The organism is Nocardia wallacei, assembly GCF_029868745.1.
Classification (GTDB): domain Bacteria; phylum Actinomycetota; class Actinomycetes; order Mycobacteriales; family Mycobacteriaceae; genus Nocardia; species Nocardia wallacei_B.
Map to the genome: position 1 here is coordinate 1 of NZ_JARWOP010000321.1, position 20059 is coordinate 20059.

Below are 20059 nucleotides of genomic sequence, written 5' to 3' on the forward strand. Positions count from 1 at the left end.
TGATGACGAAGGTCGAGCGCACCTCCGATGTCATGCAGCGGCTCATCGAGGAGTACCTGGAGTCCTGCGAGCGGCTGAACAAGCTCAACAACATCTGACCCGCTGTCGGTGGGGGGGGGCGGGCCCCCCCCCCCCCCCCCCGCGCGTTTGTTTTGCGGCCCCCGCGCGTGGGGGCGGCCGCCCCGCCCCCCCGCCGCCCCCCCCCCGGGGGGGGGGGGGGGGCGCCCCCCCCCCCCCCCCCGACAGCGGGTCAGATGTTGTTGAGCTTGTTCAGCCGCTCGCAGGACTCCAGGTACTCCTCGATGAGCCGCTGCATGACATCGGAGGTGCGCTCGACCTTCGTCATCATGCCGACGATCTGCCCGACCGGGTTGAAGTTGACGTCCTTGGCCGCCTCCGGGTACCGGTGGCCCCGCTTGACGCCGTCGAGGGCGACCATCATCTGCAGCGGCATCGGCAGCGGGTCCGGGTTGTCGGCCGACTCCCACGCATCGGTCCAGTCGTTGCGCAGCATGCGGGCCGGCTTGCCGGTCCACGCCCGCGACCGGATGGTGTCGTGGCTGGTCGCGTCGATGTAGCTCTGCATCTGCGCGGGCGGCACATTGGCCTCTTCGACCGTCAGCCAGATCGACCCGGTCCAGGCTCCCGCCGCGCCCATCGCCATCGCGGCCGCGACCTGGCGGCCACTGCCGATGCCACCGGCCGCTAGCACCGGCAGGTCGCCGACGGCGTCGATCACCTGCGGCCACAGCACCAGCGAGGACACCTCGCCGCAGTGCCCGCCGCCCTCGGTGCCCTGGCAGACGACGAAATCCAGGCCCGCGCGCTTGTGGTTGAGGGCGTGCTTGACCGACCCGCACAGCGCGCCGATCAACCGGCCGGAGTCCTGCACCTGCTTGACGATGTCGTCGGGCGGGGTGCCCAGCGCGTTGGCGACCAGCTTGGCCTTCGGGTGCTTCAGGATGACCTCGACCTGCGGACCGGCGGTGGTGGCCGTCCAGCCGAGCAGCTGGTTGTGGTGCTCGCCCTCGGGCAGCTTCGGCACGCCGTGGTCGGCGAGGAGCTTCTCGGCGAAGTCGCGATGGCCCTGCGGAACCAGTTCGGCCAGTTTGGCTTCCAGCTCCGCGGGGCTCAGCCCGTCGATGCCCTTGCCCTCGTACTTGGACGGGATGACCAGGTCCACGCCGTAGACGCCCTGCACATGGTCGTCCAGCCAGGCCAGCTCGACCTCGAGCTCCTCGGCGGTGAATCCCACCGCGCCCAGCACACCGATGCCGCCGGCGTTGCTGACCGCGGCGGCGACGTCGCGGCAATGGGTGAAAGCGAAGATGGGGACGTCGATACCCAGTCGTTCGCAGATCTCGGTACGCATGGCCTGGTGGACTCCTCTTGTCTTCCGGCGCTGGAAAGCCTCGCCGCACACACTAGAACACGTTTCAGAATTAGCCTAGCGCCTCGGTGTCGTCAAATCGAGTGTCGGCGATGAAAGTGATCGAACCGCTGGGTATGAAGCATGGTCGCCGGAGGAACCGCGGCCACGGGGTGGTCGGGTCGGACCTCGCAACGCGTTCTAGTTAGTGGCGGCGGAGGCAATCACGCACCACTGCGCGAATCGCTACATTCCGATCAAAGCGGGCGTGGATGCCGCAGGGTAGCCATTACGCTCGGGGGTGGCCGGACACGGCCGGCGGGGCGAATCGACCGATCCGATCGAGAACTCGACAACGGAGGGTATCGCGATGCAGGCTCTGCAGTATCGAACCATCGGCGCGGCACCGGAACTGGTCACGGTGCCCGATCCCGAGCCCGGACCGGGCCAGGTGCTGTTGCGGGTGTCGGCGGCGGGCGTCTGCCATTCCGACATCGCGGTGATGTCCTGGCCGGAGAGTGAGTTCCCCTACCGGTTGCCGCTGACGCTCGGGCACGAGGGGGCCGGGACGATCGCCGCCCTCGGTGCGGGGGTCACCGGGTTCTCGGTCGGCGATTCGGTCGCCGTCTACGGACCCTGGGGTTGCGGCGCGTGCCCGCCCTGCGCCGCGGGCCGGGAGAACTACTGCCTGCGCGCGACCGAACTGGGCATCTTCCCGCCCGGCCTGGGCGCGCCGGGCGCCATCGCCGAGTACCTGATCGTGGACGACGCCCGGCACCTGGAACCGCTCGACGGTCTCGACCCGGTACAGACGGTGCCGCTGACCGATGCCGGGCTCACGCCGTACCACGCCGTCAAACGGTCGCTGCCGAAGCTGGTGCCGGGGTCGACGGCGGTGGTCATCGGCGCGGGCGGACTCGGGCACGTGGCCATTCAGTTGCTGCGCGCGGTGAGTCCCGCCCGCGTGATCGCGTTGGACGTCAACGCCGACAAGCTCGAACTGGCGCGCACGGTCGGCGCCCACGAGGTGGTGACCTCCGACGAGAAGGCCGCCGGACGCGTGCGCGAACTCACCGGCGGCCGCGGTGCGACGGCCGTGTTCGATTTCGTGGGCGCCGCACCGACCACGGCCACGGCCGCCGCATGCGTCGCGATGGAGGGCGATGTGACGATCGTCGGCATCGGCGGCGGCACCATCCCCGTCGGCTTCGGGGTACTGCCCTTCGAGGTCTCGGTGACCGCCCCGTACTGGGGCAGCCGCGGCGAACTGCGCGAAGTGCTGGACCTGGCCCGAGCCGGAGCGATCGACGTGCACGTCGAGACGTTCGCGATGGAGGAGGCGCCGCTCGCCTACGAACGGCTGCACGCCGGAAAGATCAACGGGCGCGCGGTGATTCTGCCCAACGGCTAGCCCGCGCTACTCGATCTCGAGATTTTCGTAGGTGACGATCAGCTTCTCGGTGAGTACGCCGGAGTCGCCCGCGCGCACGGCGCCGACCTCGAATGCCCTCGGCGACATGGCGGTCAGCTCGCAGCGGCGTACCACCCGGCCGGTGAGGTCGTAGATGATGACGGCGCCGTTCTTGCGGGCGGCGGCCGGATCGCCGGAGCGGCTCTCGGTGATCCACTTCTCGAAGCTCTTGTCGTCGGTCACCGCGCGAGTCAGGGTGACCTCGCCCGCCTTGGGACGGCCGGGCAGCTTCCGCACCAGGTACTTGCCGTCGGGGGTGTTCTGTTTCAGCTCGATCACGTCCTGGCCGAAGCCGAGGCCGGACACCTCCGAGATCGGCGTGATCAACACGCTGTCGATCTCCAGTGCGAGTGAGCGAACGGCCGTGGTATCGAAGTCCGGAAGCGCCATGATGCCCTACCTTCTGTGGGGTCATTGCACGAGGTGAACTGGTACTCGGCAGCTTACGGCGGCGCGGCTGGGCGTAGCGACGGTATCGTCCGTTTCCCGCCGGAATCGGCGTCGCGGCGTTCCTACTGTCGACGCCATGCAACTCGAGACGACTCCGGACATTCGCGCCACGGCATTGCGGACACCCGTGGTGTGGTTCATGGCGCTGGCGGCGGCGTTCGGCACCGCCGCGGTCTATCCGCTGCAACCGGCGGTGGCGCAGGTCGCCGGATCGCTGCACACCACACCGGCGGCGATCGGTGCGGCGCTGGCGGGTGGTCCGATCGGCTACCTGCTGGGTCTGGCGCTGCTGGTGCCGCTCGTCGACCGGTACCCGCCGCGCCACGTGCTGTCGGTCCAATTCGGCGGGCTCGCAACCGCTTCCGCCGCGAGTGCGGTGGCGCAATCACCGTGGACGCTCGCCCTGGTGACCGGACTGGTCGGCGCGTGCTCCTCGGTGGGCGCCCAATTGAGTTCGGTCGCAGGGCGTTTCGCGGAGCCCGGGCGGCGGTCGACCGTGCTGGGGATGGTGACCGCCGGAATCTCGGCGGGCATTCTCGCGGGACGGATCGCGGGCGGCTGGCTGGCGGACGTCATCGGCTGGCGCGCAATGCTTCTGGTCTTCGCGGCGGCGTGCGCGACCCTCGCCGTGGCCGCCCGGCTCGTGCTACCCGCCGCGAAGGGGACGGCGACGACGGGCTACCTGGCGACGCTGCGCGGCATACCCGGCCTGTACGCGCGCTACCCGCTGCTGCGGCTGGCGGCCGGCCGGGGCGCCCTGTGGTTCTTCGCATTCTGCGCGATCTGGGCCGGGCTCGCGGTCGCCTTGTCCGGCCCGCCGTTCTCGTACTCGCCCGAGCGCATCGGCCTGTATGCCGTCGCGGGCCTGCTGGGCATCCTCGCCACCCGGATCTCCGGGGCGTGGACCGATCGGGTCGGCACCCGGCGGGTCATCCTGCTCGGGCTGGCGCTGTCCGGGCTCGGCGCGGCGATTCTCGCTGTCTCGCTGTCGAATACGGTGGTCACGCTGCTGTGCCTGGGCTTGTTCGACGCCGGCCTGTTCGCCGCGCAGGTCGCCAATCAGAGCACGGTCCTCGGCATCGATCCGGCCGCACCCGCCCGATTCAACAGCGCCTACATGGTGGTCTACTTCGTCGGCGGCAGCGCCGGCACCGCCTTCGGCGCCGCAGCGGTCGGCTGGTTCGGTTGGACCCCAACAGTTTCCGTCGCCGTCGCATCGATAGCGGTGGCCGCCACACAGGTTCGCCGGATCAGCTGAACAGACCGGCGCGGGCGGCGGTCAGCGCCACCGCAGTGGCCGCGTCGGCGGTGTCCTCGGTCACCCGTTCGCGCGGAATCAGGACGCGGAAATATATCGGCGCCACAAGGGTTTTGATCAGTTCGGCCGGATCGGTGCCGACGGGGATCTCGCCGCGCGCGATCGCCCGCGGCACGATCGGCAGTGCCCGGCGGATCCGATCACGGAAGGCGTGCCGCATGACATCGGGCGGCGCCGGTGAGCCCGCGGCGGGCACCATGACCGCGAGGACCGCACGGCCGGACGGACTGTTGATCCACGCGACCAGGCTGCGGGCCAGCGCCCGCAGGTCCGCCTCGACCGAACCCGTATCGGGGATGGGCAATTCCGCCGCGACGCTGTCGGCCAAGGCATCGGCGATCAAGGCGTCGCGGTCGGGCCAACGCCGGTAGACGGTGGTCTTGTGCACGCCGGCGCGCTGGGCGACCTCCTCGACGGTGAATGCGGCGTAGCCCCGTTCGCCCAACTCGGCTGCCGCCGCGGCGAGCACGGCGGCACGAACCTTCGGCCCGCGGCCGGGCGGTGCGACAGAACCCATTGCAACTCCTTGTTGCGATATCGACAACGGTCGGGCACGCTGATTCTATCGCAACACGAAGTTGCGATGAGGGATGGGAGTTCCGATGTTGTCGAAGACGGTCCGGGCGGCGGCCCTGTTGTTTCCCGGTCTGCTGGCCGGGGCCTTCGGGTACGGCGCGGTGAATGTGCTGTACGCGTTTCGCGAAGTGCCCCTTGATGTTCGGTTCACATTCCACACCGCTCTGATGCGGGTCAACGGCCCGGTGATGCAGATTCTGATGGGGTTGGCCGTGTTGAGCACTCTGCTGCTGGCGGTCCGCTCGACGTCTTGGGCGCGGCGGGTGGCGGCGAGCGCCTCGGCGCTGACGGTCGCGTCGTTCCTCGTGACCCGGTTCGGGAATGTGCCGATCAATCAGCAGATCAAACGCTGGGCAACGGGCACGCCGCCCAGCGACTACGCCGACATCCTGCGACGCTGGGAGCTGTTCCACTTCACTCGGACCGGATGCGCTGTCCTGGCATTCGTTCTGGCCATTACGGCTTGTTATACCTCTGTGACGAGTTCGCGGGAGGCTCGTCGGCGGGGGCGCGTATTCTGAGCTACACGAGCACGCGGGTTCGCCTTGAGAATGCAGGGTCGGCCTGACCACGATGCCGCAGGCATTCATCCCGATTCGGGGAAGACCATGACTCCCAGTGCCGGCTCTTACTCCATTTCCACCACTCCTCCGACCTGGTTCGCCAGATCGCCCGAGGATCAGCTGTTCTTCCGGCTTCGGCGGCGCGGCGACATCGCGGTGCTGTCGGTGCGCGGCGAAGCCGACGCGTACACGCTGGCACTGTGGCGACAGCGAGTCCGGGAGGCCGCCGAGACCGCGCGCGCCGCGGGCGGCGCCCTCATCGTCGATGCCACCACACTCGATTTCATCTCGCTGCGCACGCTGGCCGCGCTGGCCGAGGACGCCGCGGCATACCACCGGGAGGGCGTCGAAATTTGCCTGGTGACAACCAACCTGCGGATAGCGCGCCTGGCCTGCTCCGACTCGCGCACCGCCCGCCTGGCGATCCGCTCGACGGTGGTGAGCGCGTTGACGGCGTTCGAACTGCGCAGGCGTCCCGGCCTCGCGACGGCACGGCCGTATCGGGCACCGCAGATCACGGATGAACCAGGGGCCGAACAGCTCCGGCATCTCGGTTCGTCGCGTCGGCACGGTTCCGACTCACCCCGCTAGGTCGCGAAGGTGATTCCGGTGAGTCGTTCGCTCTCGGCCCACAATCGCGCGCCCAGCTCGGGATCGTCGGTGCCTTTCGGAAGTTTCGCGGGTCCGGGGGTGCCGGAGGTCTGGTCGCGCCCGGCCGGACCGATGAATTCTCCGCTGGTGACATCGGGGCTGGTGGCGGCGTAGAGCGAGGGCCAGGCGGCTCCGACGGCGGAACCCATCAGCAAGCGCGCCGCGAGCGGAGTGAACAGGCGTGTCAGCGGTCCGGTGCCGTGTTGCTGGAGGCCGGTCATCGCCGCACCGGGGTGCACGACGAAGGCTTCGACGGTGGTGTGGGCGGTACGACGGGCGAGTTCGAGGGTGTAGACGATGTTGGCGCGCTTGGACTTCGCGTATGCGGACATGCCGCGGTAGCTGTTCTCGCTCATCAGGTCATCGAGCTTGCCGATGGGCCAGCGTGCGGCGATCGCGCTGACGGTGACCACGCGAGCTCCGGCCGAGCGGCGCAGCGCGGGCCAGACCTGAGCGTTGAAGGCGAAGTGCCCGAGGTGGTTGGTACCCACGGTCATCTCGAACCCGTCGCGAGTGGTCAGGCGTGTGGGCAGGTTCATCACCCCGGCATTGTTGAACAGCAGGTCGATGGTCTCGGTTGCGGCGATTCGCTCGGCCGCACCGCGCACCGAGGCGAGGTCGGACAGATTCAGGAGCAGGGTGTCGGTCTTTGCCTGCGGCGCCGCGGCGCGCACGACATCGATCGCCTCGTCCAGCTTGGCCTGGTTACGACCGGCGAGGATCACCCGCGCTCCGCAAGTGGCCAGAACGCGGGCCGTCTCCAGGCCGATCCCGCTGTTGGCGCCGGTGACCAGGGCGGTGCGGCCGGTGTGGTCAGGGATGTCGGCCGGTGTCCAATGCGCCATGCGGATCACGTCTCTCTTGTTGAATGAATGTTCATTAGCAGATTGCGGGATCGGACGCCGCTTTGTCAAATGAACGTTCAATAACTAACGTGGGGCTGTGCCCACCAGGAATCCCGAAGCGAAACGACAGCAGCTGTTCGACGCCGCGCTGGCCGAGTTCGCCGAGTTCGGCCTGGCCGGAGCGCGTATCGATCGGCTGGCCAAGCGCGCGGGAATCAGCGCGGGTTTGGTGTATTCGTTCTACAAGGGCAAAGACGAACTGTTCGACGCCGTCTTCGACATGATCGTGGACACGACGGTGGCGACCGTGCCGCTGGATGCCGACCGGCTACCCGAATACGCGGGTCAGCTCTACGACGCCGGACGGGCCCACCCGGAGGTCATGCGGTTCCTGATGTGGTACCACCTGCTGCGTGGCGACTCCGCGCAGCGTGCCTCGGTGGCCGAGTCGATGCAGGCCAAAGTCGAGGCGATCGAACAGGCACAGCACCGCGGGACGGTGACCACCACACAACCCGCCGCGCACATCCTGGCCCTGGTGCTGACGATCGCGAACATGTGGCATCAACCCGCGGAAGACATCGCGCGATTGGTACCCGAACCTCAACGCCGCAGCCTTGTGCTGCACGCTGTCACCACCCTGATCTCCTAGGGCTCGAGCATCGTCAGGTAGGCATCGAGTTGAGCCGCGCCCGCGAGCAGGTCGCGGCTGCGGACGGTGATCCGGGTCTGCCACGAGTCGAGGAAGGCGCGGGAGGCCTCCGTCCCGCCCGCCTCGCGCAGCGACTCGAGGAACCGCGCGACCTGGCGCAGCGGATGGCCGCCGCGGCGGAGCCGGCGGGCGATCTCGGCGTCGCGCACGTCGTCGGCTCCGTAGGTGCGATAGCCCGTCGCGCGGTCGCGGACGGGGTGCAGGATGCCCTCGGTTTCCCAGGCGCGCAAGGTCGCCGGATGGACGTCGAGGCGGCGCGCGAGTTCGCCGACGGTCAGGGGTCGGCCGTGTAGCGGAGTCGGCGATGGGCCGGACAGGCTGCCCAGAGCCGTCGCGACCTCGGCCCGGGTGGTGCGTTCGGCGACCAGGGCGACGTGCGCGGCGTCGATGAGCCGGTATACGGATTCGGTATCACCCCGGTTGGCCGCGCGCAGGATCTCCATCGCCGGTTCATGTCCGTGGCCGCGGCGCAATGCGAGGAACGCGCGCAAGGCCTGCGCGTGCAGCGGTGTGTAGCGGCGATAGCCGGACTCGCTGCGCTCGGTCGGCGGAAGGATGCCCGCCTCGTCGTAGTTACGGATCGCCTGGGCCGACAATCCGTGCTCGCGGGCGAGATCGATGGGTCGCAGGGTAGACCTCCGATTGAAGCTTTTTCCGTTGTGTACCAGGTAATTCGGGCCGAAGTTTCACTCGAATCTTCAACGATACTGTCGAAGGCAGTTCCTTCGACAAAGGGGTTTTCATGTCCACTGCCACCGCACTGCGTGGGATCGGCCGCCAACTCGACGACGCGGCGAGCCTGGGCCGCGCCGTCGATGAGCTGCTCGCCGCGCGCACCGAGCCACCTGTGCTGTTCGCCCTCGGCGAGCCGACGCACGGGATCGAGGCATTTCCGTTGCTGCGCAACGAACTTCTCGTCCATCTCGTCGAGCGCGGCTACCGATCGATCCTGCTGGAGATCGATATCTTCGCCGCGTCCGTTGTCGATGATTACGTGGCCGGCGCCGCGGGGGACATCGAGACGGTGCTCGCGACCGGATTCAGCCACGGGTTCGGGGCCGTCCCGGGCAACAAGGCGCTCGTGGAATGGCTCCGCGCGTACAACGCCGGACGCGGACCGCAGGATCGGATTCGCTTCCACGGCTTCGATGCACCGCTGGAGACCGCCGCCGCGCCGAGCCCGCGGCACGTGCTGTCCGCACTCGCCGACTATCTGCCCGCGGCACTGCGGCCCGCGTCGGCCCGCGACCTCGAGGAACTGCTCGGCGCGGACGCGGACTGGACGAACGAGGCGGCCGCCTTCGACGCGACCGCCTCCATCGGCGACTCCGACCGCGCTCGCGCCCTCCGCATCGTCGCGGACGACCTCGCCAGCGCAGTGCGCCGCGCCGCCCCGGGCCTGCGGGCCGCCGACCCGGCCGGGTACAACCGCGCCGTCGCGCACGCGCGCACAGCCCAGGGCCTGCTGCGCTATCACGCCGCCATGGCCGATCCCGCACCCGACCGCGTCGCGACCATGTTCAGCATGCGCACCGAGATGATGGCCGAGAACCTGCTCGCGATCGTCACCGAGGAGCGTCGCCGCGGACCGAGTCTGGTGTTCGCCCACAACGTGCACCTGCAGCCCGCGCCGGCCGGTACGGCGAGCTGGGACAGCGCCGGTGCGATAGTCCGCCTCAGCCTGGGCGAGCGCTACCTGTTCCTGGCCACCGATGCCAACCCGCACAGCGAATCCGGCACTCTCCAAGGCATTTTGGCCGAGGCGACCACCCGCCGCGCCCTGTTCCCCGCACGCGAACTGCGCGCGGCGCTGCCATCGTCGGCGGCAGCCGGCGAGCCGATCGTGCGCGGCCACATCCCGCTGCGCCCGGCGGATCTGGACGCCGCCGACGCGGTGGTCTTCATCGGTGACACCGACGGGAAACGGCACCAGTACTGGTAGCGCTCGAGTTCTTGCGAATATCGAATATTCGTCATAATGTGAGCGGAATTTCGTGGCTCGGGCGGAGGTGCCGGAGCGGAGGGAGTCGAGGATGCGGGGTTCCGGTTCGGCGCCGACGGAGCGGGTGGTCGAGGTGGTCGAGCTGCTGTCGCGTCCGGGCGGAAATCGGTTGCGCTACAGCGATATCGCGCGGGAGTTGGAGCTGACGCTGGCGACCACGCACTCGATTCTCAAGACGCTGTGCGATCGGGGCTGGGTCAGCCGCGATCCGGCGACCAAGACCTTCGCGCTGGGTCCGGGGCTGGCGCCGGTGGCGGCGGCGGTGCACACCCGCCCGTTCGTCGCGGGCGCGCGGGCCGCGGCGAACGAGCTGGCCGCCGAGTTCGGCTATGCGGCCTCGGTGACGGAGAAGCTGAGCGAGGACTCGCTCGTGATCACCGCATTCGTCGGCGGCGAACGGCTCTGGCCGGGCGACCGCATTCCCTACGCGCCGCCCTTCGGCGCCGCGTTCGCCGCCTGGGACACCGAACCGGGCCGGCGTGCCTGGATTACCCGGGCGGCGCCGGCGGGCAGCGAGGTCGCCGGGCAGTTGGCCGAGGCACTGCGCGCGGCGCGCGATCGCGGATTCGAGGTGGACCGCACCTCTCCGGCGCTGGGCCGGGCGGCGAGCCTGCTGAGCACCCTCGACAGTGGCGCCATCGCTTTGCCGCCGAACATTCGCGAGACCCTCGACCAATTGCGCGCGGACTTCATCACCCTCGGTTCGCCCTCCGCTCCCGCGGACCCGGCCCAGCAGGTCGCGGCCATCACCGCTCCGGTGCTCGACCGCGGCGGTCACGCCGCGCTGCTGCTGTCGGTGCATCCGTTGATCGGGCTCGGACCTGAGCGCGTCGAGGCCATCGGCCGCCATGTGGCCAAGAAGGCCGCGGCGGTCACCGAGCCGGGCGGGTGAGCTTGGAGTACACCAGCACCCAACGGCCGTCGGCCTTTTCGTAGCGATCGGCGTATTGGCCGTAGCCGTGAACGCCGAGGGTCCCGCCGAAGATCAGCACGTCCTCCATTCGCCACACCGCCTCCGCGGTCGTCGCGGAGGTCACCGTGATCCGGGGGTCGAATCCCTGATGGTGGGTCTCGGCGGCGCCGAGCGTGAGCTTCAGGAACGCGATGAAGTTGTCCCTGCCGACGATGACGGGACCGCCGCTGCCCGTGGTGTCGACCACGACGTCCGGGGCCAGCAATTCGCGTAGACCGGCCCAGTTCTTCGCGTCGATGTTCTGGAAATAGCTGGTCTTGAGTTGCTCGATCGCGCCGGTTTCGGTGCTCGAGTCGGCCGCCGAGAAGGCGCCCGGAGGCGATGCCGCGGGGTCGGCGGTGGCGGTGGAGATTCCAGCGACGCCGAGAGTCCCGGCGATGGCCATCGCTATGGCGGCGCGCAGGGCAGGTCGCCTGCCCGTTTCGGTCCGGACTCGACCCCTATCTGATGTGGGCATGTTCTCTTCTCCTCTTCACCCGCCACATTTATCGCTTACTCGATAATCAATGACGGATAATCGGGACGAAGATAGCTTCGCGGCCGATCTGGGTCAAGACATGCCGCATGCGGTGACGATCCCGTCCATGCGAACATATGTTCGTGTCCGATGTCGCAGAGTTCTCGAACCGTGGGGATTCCGCCGCTCGGCGGCCGCGGATGGCGGCGCGGGCGGAGTCCTCGATCCTGCATGCGGATCTGGACTCGTTCTATGCCGCGGTCGAGCAGCGGGACGCGCCCGCACTGCGCGGCAAACCGGTGATCGTGGGCGGCGGGGTGGTGCTGGCCGCCAGCTACGAGGCCAAGGCGCTCGGGGTGCGGACACCGATGAACGCTGGGCAGGCGCTGCGGCTGTGCCCGCACGCGATCGTGGTGCCGCCGCGTATGTCGGCGTACGCGCAGGCCAGCCGGGCCGTGTTCGAGATCTTCCGCGACACCACACCGGAGGTGGAGGGCATCTCCATCGATGAGGCGTTTCTCGATGTGGGCGGGTTGCGGCGGATCGCGGGAGCGCCCGTCGACATCGCCCGCAAACTTCGCGCCGATGTCCGGGATCAGGTCGGGCTGCCGATCTCGGTCGGGGTGGCCCGGACCAAATTCCTCGCCAAGGTCGCCAGCGCCGTGTCCAAGCCCGACGGCCTGCTCGAGGTGCCGCCGGACGCCGAACTCGACTTCCTGCATCCGCTGCCGATCGAAAGACTTTGGGGCGTAGGCGATGTCACCGCCGCCAAGCTCCACCACCACGGCATCACCCGGATCGGGCAGCTGGCCGAACTCGGCGAACGCTCGCTGTCCTCGATCCTCGGCCCGGCCGCCGGCCGGCACCTCTACGCCCTGTCCTGGGCCCGCGACCCGCGCCGCGTCGAGACCGGGCGGCGCCGACGGTCGATCGGCGCACAGCGCGCCCTCGGACGCCGGCCGCGCACGCCCGCCGAAATCGAGGCCTACCTGCACGGCCTGGCCGACCGCCTCGGGCACCGCTTGCGGGCGGCGGACCGACTGTGCCGAACCGTGGTGCTGCGCTTGCGATTCGACGATTTCAGCCGCGTCACCCGCTCCCACACCCTGCCGGAGGCGACCGACCACGGGGCGGTCATCGTCCGCACCGCCCGCGCGCTGCTGTCGGCGGCGTTGCCGATGATCCGCGAACGCGGCCTCACCCTGGTCGGCCTGTCGCTGACCAATCTCGAGGACGCGGACCCCCGCCAGCTCACCCTGCCCCTCGACACCCGGCCCGGCGCGGCCCTCGACGAGACCCTCGATCGGCTCCGCGACCGGTTCGGCGCCGGTACCGTGACCCGCGCCGCGCTGCTCGGCCGCGGCGAGGGCCTGTCGGTGCCGCTGCTCCCGGACTGAGCTCAGTGATCGACCGGCCGCAGCTTACGCAACAGCGCGGGGTGGGTCACCGCCCACAGGACGACACCGACGCCCAGCAGCACGGCCGCGATGGCGTACTGCTGGGGATTGCGGTCGGTGAACGGTGTCACCAGGAACCCGCAGGCCGCCGCTCCGACGACGGGCAGTATCGTCGGCGTGCGGAAGTGCCTGTGCGGCACGGGATCCCGCCGCAATATCAGCACCACGACATTGACGATGGTGAACACTGCCAGCAACAGCAGCGCTGTCGTGCCGCCCAGTTCGGGTACCTCGCCGACGAACGCGATGAGACCGATCGCCAGCAGCGCGGTGAACACGATCGCGACCCACGGCGTGCGCCGCCGGTGGTGCACCCGGCCGAGCGCCCGCGGTATCACGCCCTGTCGCGCCATGCCGTAGAGGAGTCGGCTGGCCATCATCATGTTGATCAACGCGGTATTGGCGAGCGCGAACATCGTGATGAACGCGAAGATCCGGGTCGGAAAGGCGGGCGCGCCGATCTCCACCACTTTCAGCAGCGGTGTATCCCCCGCGCCGAGTTCGCGCACGGGCACGAGCGCGACCGAGGTGATCGATACCAGTACATAGATCACCCCGGTGATCACAAGTCCGGCGATCAGAATCTTCGGGAAGATGCGGCTGGGTTCCTTGCATTCCTCGGCCATGTTCACCGAATCCTCGAACCCGACCATCGCATAGAACGACAGGGTCGTGGCGACGATGACCCCGCCGAGCGCCGTCCGATCGCCGGTCTCGAAATCGGTGACCCGGCCGAAATCGCCGTCGCCGAAGCCCAAGGCCCACAATCCGATTCCGACGACGATCAGCAGTCCGCTGACCTCCACACAGGTCAGCACCACGTTCGCCCACAGGCTCTCGCTGACCCCGCGCATATTGACCACGCTGACCAGCACCATGAACGCCACCGCGACGAGCGTGATCCCGATCCCCGCACCGAGATCCAGATGAAACGCCTCGGCGAAATTGGCGGCGAACGCGCGCGCACCGGTGGACGCGGAGGTCAGGCCGGAACTCAGCACCGCGAAAGCGACCATGAACGTGAGAAATTGAATGCCGAACGCCTTGTGCGTGTACAGCGCCGCGCCCGCGGCATGCGGATATTTCGTCACGAGTTCCAGATAACTGAACCCGGTGATCAGCGCGATCACGAAGGCGACCACGAACGGCACCCACACCGCGCCGCCGACGTAACCGGCGACCTTTCCGGTGAGCGCGTAGATTCCGGTGCCGAGAATGTCGCCGACCACGAAGAGCAGCAGCAGCCCCGGCCCCATCACGCGTTTCAGGCTCGGCTCGGTGCCGCCACCGGATTGTTCCGCCGCGAAATCGGCCATGCTGACTCCTTGTTTTCCCCGGCGCGGCTGCAGCCCCGCGCATGACTGGCAAAGTACCCATTCCGGGCCGGGACCAGTCCCCCGCGGCGTTATCCCGGGGCGGGTGCGCCGCCGCCGGGCAGCAGGCCGGCCGCCGCGAGATCGTCGAACAGCAGTTGATCGACCGGGGGCACCAGGGCGCGGTCGGCGTAGTCGAACCAGGCGATCTCGGCGATCTCACTGCTGGGTTCGAGGGTGCCGGTGTAGTCGGCGGTGTAGCAGGCCATTCGCACCGAACCGCCGGGGCCGCCGGGCAATTCGGCCTCGTAGGTGCCCACGTGGGCGACGGTGCCGGGCAGCAGCGCGACCGTCAGCTCCTCGGCGATCTCGCGCAGCAGGGTCTGCAGGTCGCTCTCCGCGCCTTCGCGCTTGCCGCCCGGGATGAAGAAGACGTCCTTTCCGCGCGGTCGCGCGCACAGGATGCGCCCGTCCTCGATCAGCACCCACGCCACCGTGTCGATCAGCCGCTCGCCCGGTTCGGTCAGCATGCAGGCAGGCTACCGGCCGCCACGAACGGCCTTCCGGCCACCGGGTAGAGGACGAAAGTCCCTGGGGTTGCCGCGCGGTGACACGGCATTGTTGATCGGGCGGGCCGCCCGACCCCATCCCCCTGGGGGCGGCCCGCACCGAACCCTTCCACCCCGCTGCCTCCGCATCGCGTGTGCTAAACAGACACGCGATTGTTTCCAGGAGGCTGCCGGTGCCGAACAGCGATACCCGATCAGCGGTCGGCGAGTTGGTCGCGCGGCGGCACGCCGAGGGCAGCACACCCGGACGCCGCGCCGACGACGCCAGGCTGGCCCTGGTCGTCGAGGGCGGGTCGGCGCGCGGGGTGTATTCGCACGGCATGGTCGCCGCCTTGGAGGACTCGGGCCTGCTGCCCTGTTTCGATGCCGTGTACGGGTCGTCGGCCGGTGCGCTGAACGGGGCCTGGCTGCTGTGCGGGCGGGCGAACCGGGCGCGGCGGGCCTGGCACGGGGATGTGGTGCGGCGGGTCATCTCGCCGGCACGGGCGTTGCGGGGCGGTTGCGTGGTCGACACCCGGTATCTGGTGCACGCGGTGTACGAGCGGATCGTGCCGATGGACTTCGCGGCCATCCTCGCCAACCCGGTCACCTTCCACCCGATCGGCACCGACGCCGCCGACGGCGCCGCCGTGGACCTGCATCCGTATCTCACCGATGTCGCGTCGCTGCAGCGCGCGCTGCGGGCCAGTACCTGCTGCCCATCCTCGCGGGGCCGCCGGTGAGACTCGCCGGGCGGCGCTACGTGGACGCGGGAATGTCGGAGTCGGTGCCGATCCGCACCGCATTGGCCCAGGGCGCTACCCACGCGCTCGTGCTGCGGACGCGCCGTGCCGACGAAATACCCAGCGTCCCTTCCGAACTGGAGCGCCGAGTGGTCACCCGGTTCCTCGCCCGGAACGCGCCCGGCGTCGTCGACGGCTGGCTGGCCCGCGCCGAGCAGCACCATCGCGACGAGCGGGCCATGGCCGAGCACGCCGCCATCCTGCAGATCCGCCCGCCTGCGGGCTCGCCCACCGTGGGGCGGGTGGCCCGCGATGAACGGCTGCTCCTGCGGGCGCTCGAGCTGGGTCGCGCTGCCACCACCGCGGCACTGGCGTCCTACCTCACGCCGACCCGCCAGTCCTGACCGCGGTTCAGGCGGTCCGCAGCTCCAACCCGATCGGTCCGGGGTGGGCGGTAGCACGGCCTACCGCGGTGATCCTGATCCCATGTGACCCGCACCGGCCCTCCTTCTCGCGTCGCACCCGTGCGCGGCCCGTCGCTCACGATAGGGTGCGTCGGTAGACTCGCTTCACACGAGTGGGAAAGCGCAATTCATGCATGGTCATGCATATGTTGCTAGCCTGTCGCTGTGACCTCGAAACCGGACGTTTCCTCCGCACCGTTCTGGGACCTGGAGACGCGGCTTTCCGCCGTGCTCTCGACGCTGGCGGGCTTCGTCGGCGCCGCCGCGTACACCCATTCCGCGGGCTACTTCGTGACCTTCATGACGGGAAACACCGAGCGCGCCATCCTCGGCAACTTCCTCGGTGACTACACCCTCGCGGGCGGCGCGCTTGCGCTGATCGGTTGCTTCGTCGTCGGTGTCATCGTCGCCTCCGTCTGCCGGCGGCACCTGTGGCGCAATCATCCGCACGGCGCCACGGTCCTCGCCACGATCGCGCTGCTGCTGGCGGCCGTGATCGACCGCGTGCTGACCGACCACGACCGGAACCTGGGGCTGACGCCGATCCTGTTCGTGGCGTTCGGCATGGGCGCGCTCAACACCTCTTTCGTGAAGAACGGCGAGGTGTCGATCCCCCTCACCTACGTCACCGGCACCCTGGTGAAGCTGGCGCAGGGCATCGAACGCCATCTGGCCGGCGGCACCGCCCGCGATTGGCTCGGTTACGCGGTGCTGTACTTCTCCTTCGCTCTCGGCGGTGTCATCGGCGGCCTGGTCAGCCTGGTCGTGGACGGCCGCGACATGCTCTACACGGCCGTGGTCGCCTCGGCCCTGGTGTCCGCCTACACCTGGTTCGCCGATCCGCGCTGGGTCCACGACCATCCCGACGCCATCGAGGCGGCCGCCGTCGCCGAACGCAAGTGATCAGGCCAGGCGCTTGGGCCGCTTGTCCATCAGGCGCAGGATCAGCGGCGTGAAGATGAGCTGCATGGCCAGGTCCATCTTGCCGCCCGGCACCACGATGCAGTTGGGGCGCGACATGAACGAGTCGTGCAGCATCGACAGCAGATACGGGAAGTCGATCACCTTGGGATCGGCGAAGCGGATCACCACGAAACTCTCGTCCGCGGTCGGAATGGTCCGCGCGATAAAGGGATTGGAGGTGTCGACCGTCGGCACCCGCTGAAAATTGACGTAGGTCCGGGAGAACTGCGGGCAGATGTACTTCACGTAGTCGGGCATGCGGCGCAGGATGGTGTCGATCACGGCCTCGCTGGAGTACCCGCGATCGGTCTTGTCGCGGATCACCTTCTGAATCCACTCCAGATTGATGATCGGCACCACGCCCACCAACAGATCGGTGTACTTCGCGACATCCACCACGCCGGTCACCGCGGCGCCGTGGAGGCCCTCGTAGAACAGCAGATCGCTACCCGGCGTCAGCTCCTCCCACGGGGTGAAGGTGCCCGGCTCCTGGCCGTAGGGTTCGGCCTCGCCCTCGTCGTGCAGGTAGCGCCGCGCCAGCCCCACCCCGGTCTCGCCGTAGTCCCGGAACAGCGTCTCCAATTCCTCGAGCAGATTGGCCTCCGGCCCGAAATGCGAGAAGTGCAGATTACGGTTCCGTTCGGCCTCGGCCATCGCCAGCTTCATCTCGTGACGGTCGAACCGGTGGAACGAATCCCCCTCCACGATGGCCGCCGTGATGCCCTCGCGCCGGAAGATCTCCTGGAAGGTCCTGGTGACACTGGTGGTTCCGGCACCGGAGGACCCGGTGATGGCGACCACGGGATGCTTCAGCGACATGGCCTCTCCCTGCGGTGGAACTCATCGGCGCGCAGCGGGTCTCAGTGCGGCGCGGGACGGAACAGCGAGCGCGTGCCGAACAGCGAGGCATCGAAGCTCGGCCCCGCCTCCGGTTCGCGGTGATAGCCCACGATCCGCTCGACCTCCCGCCGCGAGCCGAAGATGATCGGCACCTGCTGATGCAGCGCCCGCGGCGCCACCTCGAGCACCCGGTCGCCGCCGGTGGTGGCGGCCCCACCGGCCTGCTCCACGACGAAGGCGATCGGATTGGCCCCGTACAGCAGCGACACCCGGCCGGGTCGCTCGGGATCGCGAGTGTCGTAGGGGTACAGGTAGATTCCGCCGCGGGTGAGGATGTGGAAGGTGTCGGCGACCAGCGACGCCACCCAGCGCATGTTGAAGTCGCGGCCGCGCGGGCCGTCCACGCCCTCGAGGCATTCGTGGACGTAGCGCCGCACCGGCCGCTCCCAGAACCGCTCGTTGGCGGCGTTGATGGCGAATCCCGAAGTGTCCTGCGGGATTCGCATGCGCGGGTGGGTGAGCACGAACGCGCCGATCTCCCGGTCCAGGGTGAAGCCGTCCACGCCGCTGCCGGTGGTGAGCACCAGCATCGTGGCCGGGCCGTACAGGGTGAAACCGGCGCACACCTGGCGCACGCCGGGCTGCAGGAAGTCCTCGGCCGCGGGCACGCGGTCCTCCTCGGGGGCGCGCAGCACGCTGAAAATCGTTCCGACGGGCAGATTCACGTCGATATTGGACGAGCCGTCGAGGGGATCGAAGGCGAGCAGATACTTCCCGCGCCGGTATTCGGCGGGGCCCGGGTGGAATTCGGCCGTCTGCTCCGACAGCAGCGCCGAGAGTAGTCCGGTCCACTGGGATTCGGCGACCATGATGTCGTTGGCGATCGCGTCGAGTCGCCGGTGCACCGTCGGCGGCAGGCTGTCGGCGGTCTGCGCGCCCAGCGAACCGACGATGCGGCCCCGGGTGACCTGATTGGCGATGATCTTCGTCGCGGTGGCCAGCACGTTCACCAGCGCGGAGAACTCGCCGGAGGAGCCGGGGTGGCGGTGCTCCTGCTCGATCGTGTACCGGGTGAGCGTCTGTAGTCCCTCGGGCATGACGCCGGTCAACTCCTCACGGGGATCGGTCGTGTGTGTCGGCGAAGACGCTGCTGCCGTAGACGTCCGCGGCCGTGAGCGTCACCAGATCGGCGCGGCCCAGCGGCCGGTGCAGCTCCACCAGCCGCTTGGCCTGCCGCAGGCGGCACCGGTCCAGCGCGTTGCGCACGCTGCGCGCGTTCGCGAAACGTGGTCGCGCCATACGCAATTCGAGGTACTTCGCGAACGCCGCCCGCCCGTCGGCGTCGAATGCGAAATTCAGCTCCGCCGTCATCAGCTCCGCGATAGACAGCAGTTCGTCGTGGCTGTAGTCGGGGAATTCGAGGTGGTGCGCGACGCGCGAGGACAGCCCCGGATTGGCCGAGAAGAACGTCTCCATCCGATCCGGGTAACCCGCGAAGATCACCACCAGGCCGGCGCGTTCGGCCTCCATCTCCTGCAGCAGGATCTCGATGACCTCCTGGCCGTAGTCGCGCTCGTTCTCCGGCCGGAACAGGTAGTAGGCCTCGTCGATGAACAGCACTCCCCCGGCGGCGCGGGCCAGCGCCTCCTTCGTCTTGGGTGCGGTGTGGCCGATGAACTGGCCCACCAGGTCGTCGCGAGTCACGCTGTGCACCTTCGGTTTCCGGATGTAGCCGAGGGTGTGCAGGAGTTCGGCCATGCGCAGCGCCACCGTCGTCTTGCCGGTACCCGGACCGCCGGTGAAGCTCATGTGCATGGTCGGGCGGGCGGACTCCAGCCCGAACCGCTCGCGAGCCCGCTCCACCAGCAGCAGCGCCGCGATCTCACGCACCCGACCTTTCACGGCCGCCAGGCCCACCAGTTCGGCGTCCAGCCGCGCCAGTGTGCTGTCGACCAGATCCGCCGAAAGGTCCAGGAGCGCATCGTCTTCCAGCACGGGGCCGGACGGCGGGGCTGCCGCCGATTCCCCGCCGTCCGGGTCTCGGGGGCTCGCCGAGCCGTTCGCGGCGCCGGGCCGGTACATCCGGAATCCGCCGGGCGAGGTGTCCCGGCCGCCTTCGGTGACCATCCGCGCCGACTCAGGCGCCGTAGCGGCGGCCGGACGGGGATCCGGTCGCGTACGGCTGCCAGCCGTACCGCTGGCGGCGGTCGTCGGATTCCACCCGGGTCAGCAGGAACCCCGGCTCCTCGGCCGGACGCTGCACCAGGAAGCTCAGGGCCGTCGTCTGCCTGCCGTAGCTCGCGTCGTAGGCGGTGACGCGAATGTAGTGGCGCGGGAACGTGGT

The 20059-nt window shown here is 69.1% G+C and carries 22 protein-coding genes and 1 pseudogene; 11 read left to right on the forward strand and 12 right to left on the reverse strand.

The window, feature by feature from the left end:
* Nucleotides 1–250: 250 nt before the first annotated feature.
* On the reverse strand, nt 251–1372 hold the full coding sequence (locus QH470_RS30090; protein ID WP_280275750.1) for a nitronate monooxygenase: 1122 nt from the start codon (nt 1370–1372) through the stop codon (nt 251–253).
* A gap of 367 nt (nt 1373–1739) precedes the next feature.
* Between QH470_RS30090 and QH470_RS30095 the strand changes: the two genes are divergently transcribed.
* Nucleotides 1740–2780 (forward strand): NAD(P)-dependent alcohol dehydrogenase, encoded by a 1041-nt coding sequence (locus QH470_RS30095; RefSeq protein ID WP_280275751.1) that lies wholly within the window; start codon nt 1740–1742, stop codon nt 2778–2780.
* Between the two features lie 6 nt (nt 2781–2786).
* Here QH470_RS30095 and QH470_RS30100 read toward each other — a convergent pair whose 3' ends face one another.
* A complete protein-coding gene (locus QH470_RS30100; RefSeq protein WP_280275752.1) occupies nt 2787–3230 on the reverse strand; it encodes a phage tail protein in 444 nt (147 codons plus the stop codon).
* 136 nt (nt 3231–3366) lie between these two features.
* Here QH470_RS30100 and QH470_RS30105 point away from each other — a divergent pair, with 136 nt between their 5' ends.
* A complete protein-coding gene (locus QH470_RS30105; RefSeq protein WP_280275753.1) occupies nt 3367–4548 on the forward strand; it encodes an MFS transporter in 1182 nt (393 codons plus the stop codon).
* Here the strand turns inward: QH470_RS30105 and QH470_RS30110 are convergent.
* Nucleotides 4541–5125 carry a TetR/AcrR family transcriptional regulator gene (locus tag QH470_RS30110; RefSeq protein WP_280275754.1) on the reverse strand — a complete coding sequence of 195 codons (585 nt, stop codon included), beginning with the start codon at nt 5123–5125 and terminating at the stop codon, nt 4541–4543. The genes QH470_RS30105 and QH470_RS30110 overlap by 8 nt on opposite strands.
* 85 nt (nt 5126–5210) lie before the next feature.
* Here QH470_RS30110 and QH470_RS30115 point away from each other — a divergent pair, with 85 nt between their 5' ends.
* Nucleotides 5211–5705 carry a DUF1772 domain-containing protein gene (locus tag QH470_RS30115; protein ID WP_280275755.1) on the forward strand — a complete coding sequence of 165 codons (495 nt, stop codon included), beginning with the start codon at nt 5211–5213 and terminating at the stop codon, nt 5703–5705.
* A gap of 87 nt (nt 5706–5792) precedes the next feature.
* Nucleotides 5793–6338 carry an STAS domain-containing protein gene (locus QH470_RS30120; RefSeq protein ID WP_280275756.1) on the forward strand — a complete coding sequence of 182 codons (546 nt, stop codon included), beginning with the start codon at nt 5793–5795 and terminating at the stop codon, nt 6336–6338.
* Here QH470_RS30120 and QH470_RS30125 read toward each other — a convergent pair.
* A complete protein-coding gene (locus tag QH470_RS30125) occupies nt 6335–7243 on the reverse strand; it encodes an oxidoreductase (RefSeq protein WP_280275757.1) in 909 nt (302 codons plus the stop codon). The genes QH470_RS30120 and QH470_RS30125 overlap by 4 nt on opposite strands.
* A gap of 97 nt (nt 7244–7340) precedes the next feature.
* On the opposite strand from QH470_RS30125, the gene QH470_RS30130 reads away from it, so the two are divergent.
* Nucleotides 7341–7895, forward strand: coding sequence for a TetR/AcrR family transcriptional regulator (locus QH470_RS30130; protein WP_280275758.1), 555 nt, complete (start codon nt 7341–7343; stop codon nt 7893–7895).
* Here the strand turns inward: QH470_RS30130 and QH470_RS30135 are convergent.
* Nucleotides 7892–8584, reverse strand: coding sequence for a MerR family transcriptional regulator (locus QH470_RS30135; protein ID WP_280275771.1), 693 nt, complete (start codon nt 8582–8584; stop codon nt 7892–7894). The two genes, QH470_RS30130 and QH470_RS30135, sit on opposite strands and share 4 nt — an antisense overlap.
* Nucleotides 8585–8697: 113 nt before the next feature.
* Here QH470_RS30135 and QH470_RS30140 point away from each other — a divergent pair, with 113 nt between their 5' ends.
* Entirely contained in the window at nt 8698–9897 is a 1200-nt protein-coding gene (locus QH470_RS30140; protein WP_280275759.1) for an erythromycin esterase family protein, read from the forward strand.
* 91 nt (nt 9898–9988) lie between these two features.
* Entirely contained in the window at nt 9989–10849 is an 861-nt protein-coding gene (locus QH470_RS30145) for a helix-turn-helix domain-containing protein (protein WP_280275760.1), read from the forward strand.
* Here QH470_RS30145 and QH470_RS30150 read toward each other — a convergent pair.
* Nucleotides 10830–11387: a nuclear transport factor 2 family protein gene (locus tag QH470_RS30150; RefSeq protein ID WP_280275761.1), complete on the reverse strand. Its 558-nt coding sequence runs from the start codon at nt 11385–11387 to the stop codon at nt 10830–10832. The two genes, QH470_RS30145 and QH470_RS30150, sit on opposite strands and share 20 nt — an antisense overlap.
* 137 nt (nt 11388–11524) lie before the next feature.
* Here QH470_RS30150 and dinB point away from each other — a divergent pair, with 137 nt between their 5' ends.
* A complete protein-coding gene (dinB, locus tag QH470_RS30155; RefSeq protein ID WP_425302812.1) occupies nt 11525–12784 on the forward strand; it encodes a DNA polymerase IV in 1260 nt (419 codons plus the stop codon).
* Nucleotides 12785–12786: 2 nt separating this feature from the next.
* Here the strand turns inward: dinB and QH470_RS30160 are convergent, their stop codons facing one another.
* Nucleotides 12787–14160, reverse strand: a complete 1374-nt coding sequence (locus QH470_RS30160) for an APC family permease (protein ID WP_280275762.1) — start codon at nt 14158–14160, stop codon at nt 12787–12789.
* Between the two features lie 89 nt (nt 14161–14249).
* Nucleotides 14250–14687 carry an NUDIX hydrolase gene (locus QH470_RS30165; RefSeq protein ID WP_280275763.1) on the reverse strand — a complete coding sequence of 146 codons (438 nt, stop codon included), beginning with the start codon at nt 14685–14687 and terminating at the stop codon, nt 14250–14252.
* Between the two features lie 212 nt (nt 14688–14899).
* On the opposite strand from QH470_RS30165, the gene QH470_RS30170 reads away from it, so the two are divergent.
* The 3 genes from QH470_RS30170 to QH470_RS30180 all read left to right on the forward strand — a co-directional run bounded on the left by QH470_RS30170 (nt 14900) and on the right by QH470_RS30180 (nt 16815).
* Complete coding sequence (locus tag QH470_RS30170; RefSeq protein ID WP_280275764.1) at nt 14900–15448, forward strand: patatin-like phospholipase family protein; 549 nt, start codon at nt 14900–14902, stop codon at nt 15446–15448.
* Nucleotides 15445–15852 (forward strand): hypothetical protein, encoded by a 408-nt coding sequence (locus QH470_RS30175; RefSeq protein WP_280275765.1) that lies wholly within the window; start codon nt 15445–15447, stop codon nt 15850–15852. Before QH470_RS30170 ends, QH470_RS30175 begins: the two co-directional genes overlap by 4 nt.
* Nucleotides 15853–16077: 225 nt before the next feature.
* A complete protein-coding gene (locus tag QH470_RS30180; protein ID WP_280275766.1) occupies nt 16078–16815 on the forward strand; it encodes a YoaK family protein in 738 nt (245 codons plus the stop codon).
* On the opposite strand, the gene QH470_RS30185 is transcribed toward QH470_RS30180, so the two are convergent.
* The 4 genes and pseudogenes from QH470_RS30185 to QH470_RS30200 form a co-directional block, all read right to left on the reverse strand.
* The gene (locus tag QH470_RS30185) at nt 16816–17694 is read right to left on the reverse strand and encodes a phosphoribulokinase (protein ID WP_280275767.1); all 879 of its coding nucleotides are present in this window, start codon (nt 17692–17694) and stop codon (nt 16816–16818) included.
* A gap of 41 nt (nt 17695–17735) precedes the next feature.
* Nucleotides 17736–18812 carry a class 1 fructose-bisphosphatase gene (locus QH470_RS30190; protein WP_280275768.1) on the reverse strand — a complete coding sequence of 359 codons (1077 nt, stop codon included), beginning with the start codon at nt 18810–18812 and terminating at the stop codon, nt 17736–17738.
* Between the two features lie 16 nt (nt 18813–18828).
* Nucleotides 18829–19842 (reverse strand): AAA family ATPase, encoded by a 1014-nt coding sequence (locus QH470_RS30195; protein ID WP_280275769.1) that lies wholly within the window; start codon nt 19840–19842, stop codon nt 18829–18831.
* Between the two features lie 10 nt (nt 19843–19852).
* Nucleotides 19853–20059 (reverse strand): annotated as a pseudogene (locus tag QH470_RS30200) (ribulose bisphosphate carboxylase small subunit); the annotation flags it as partial.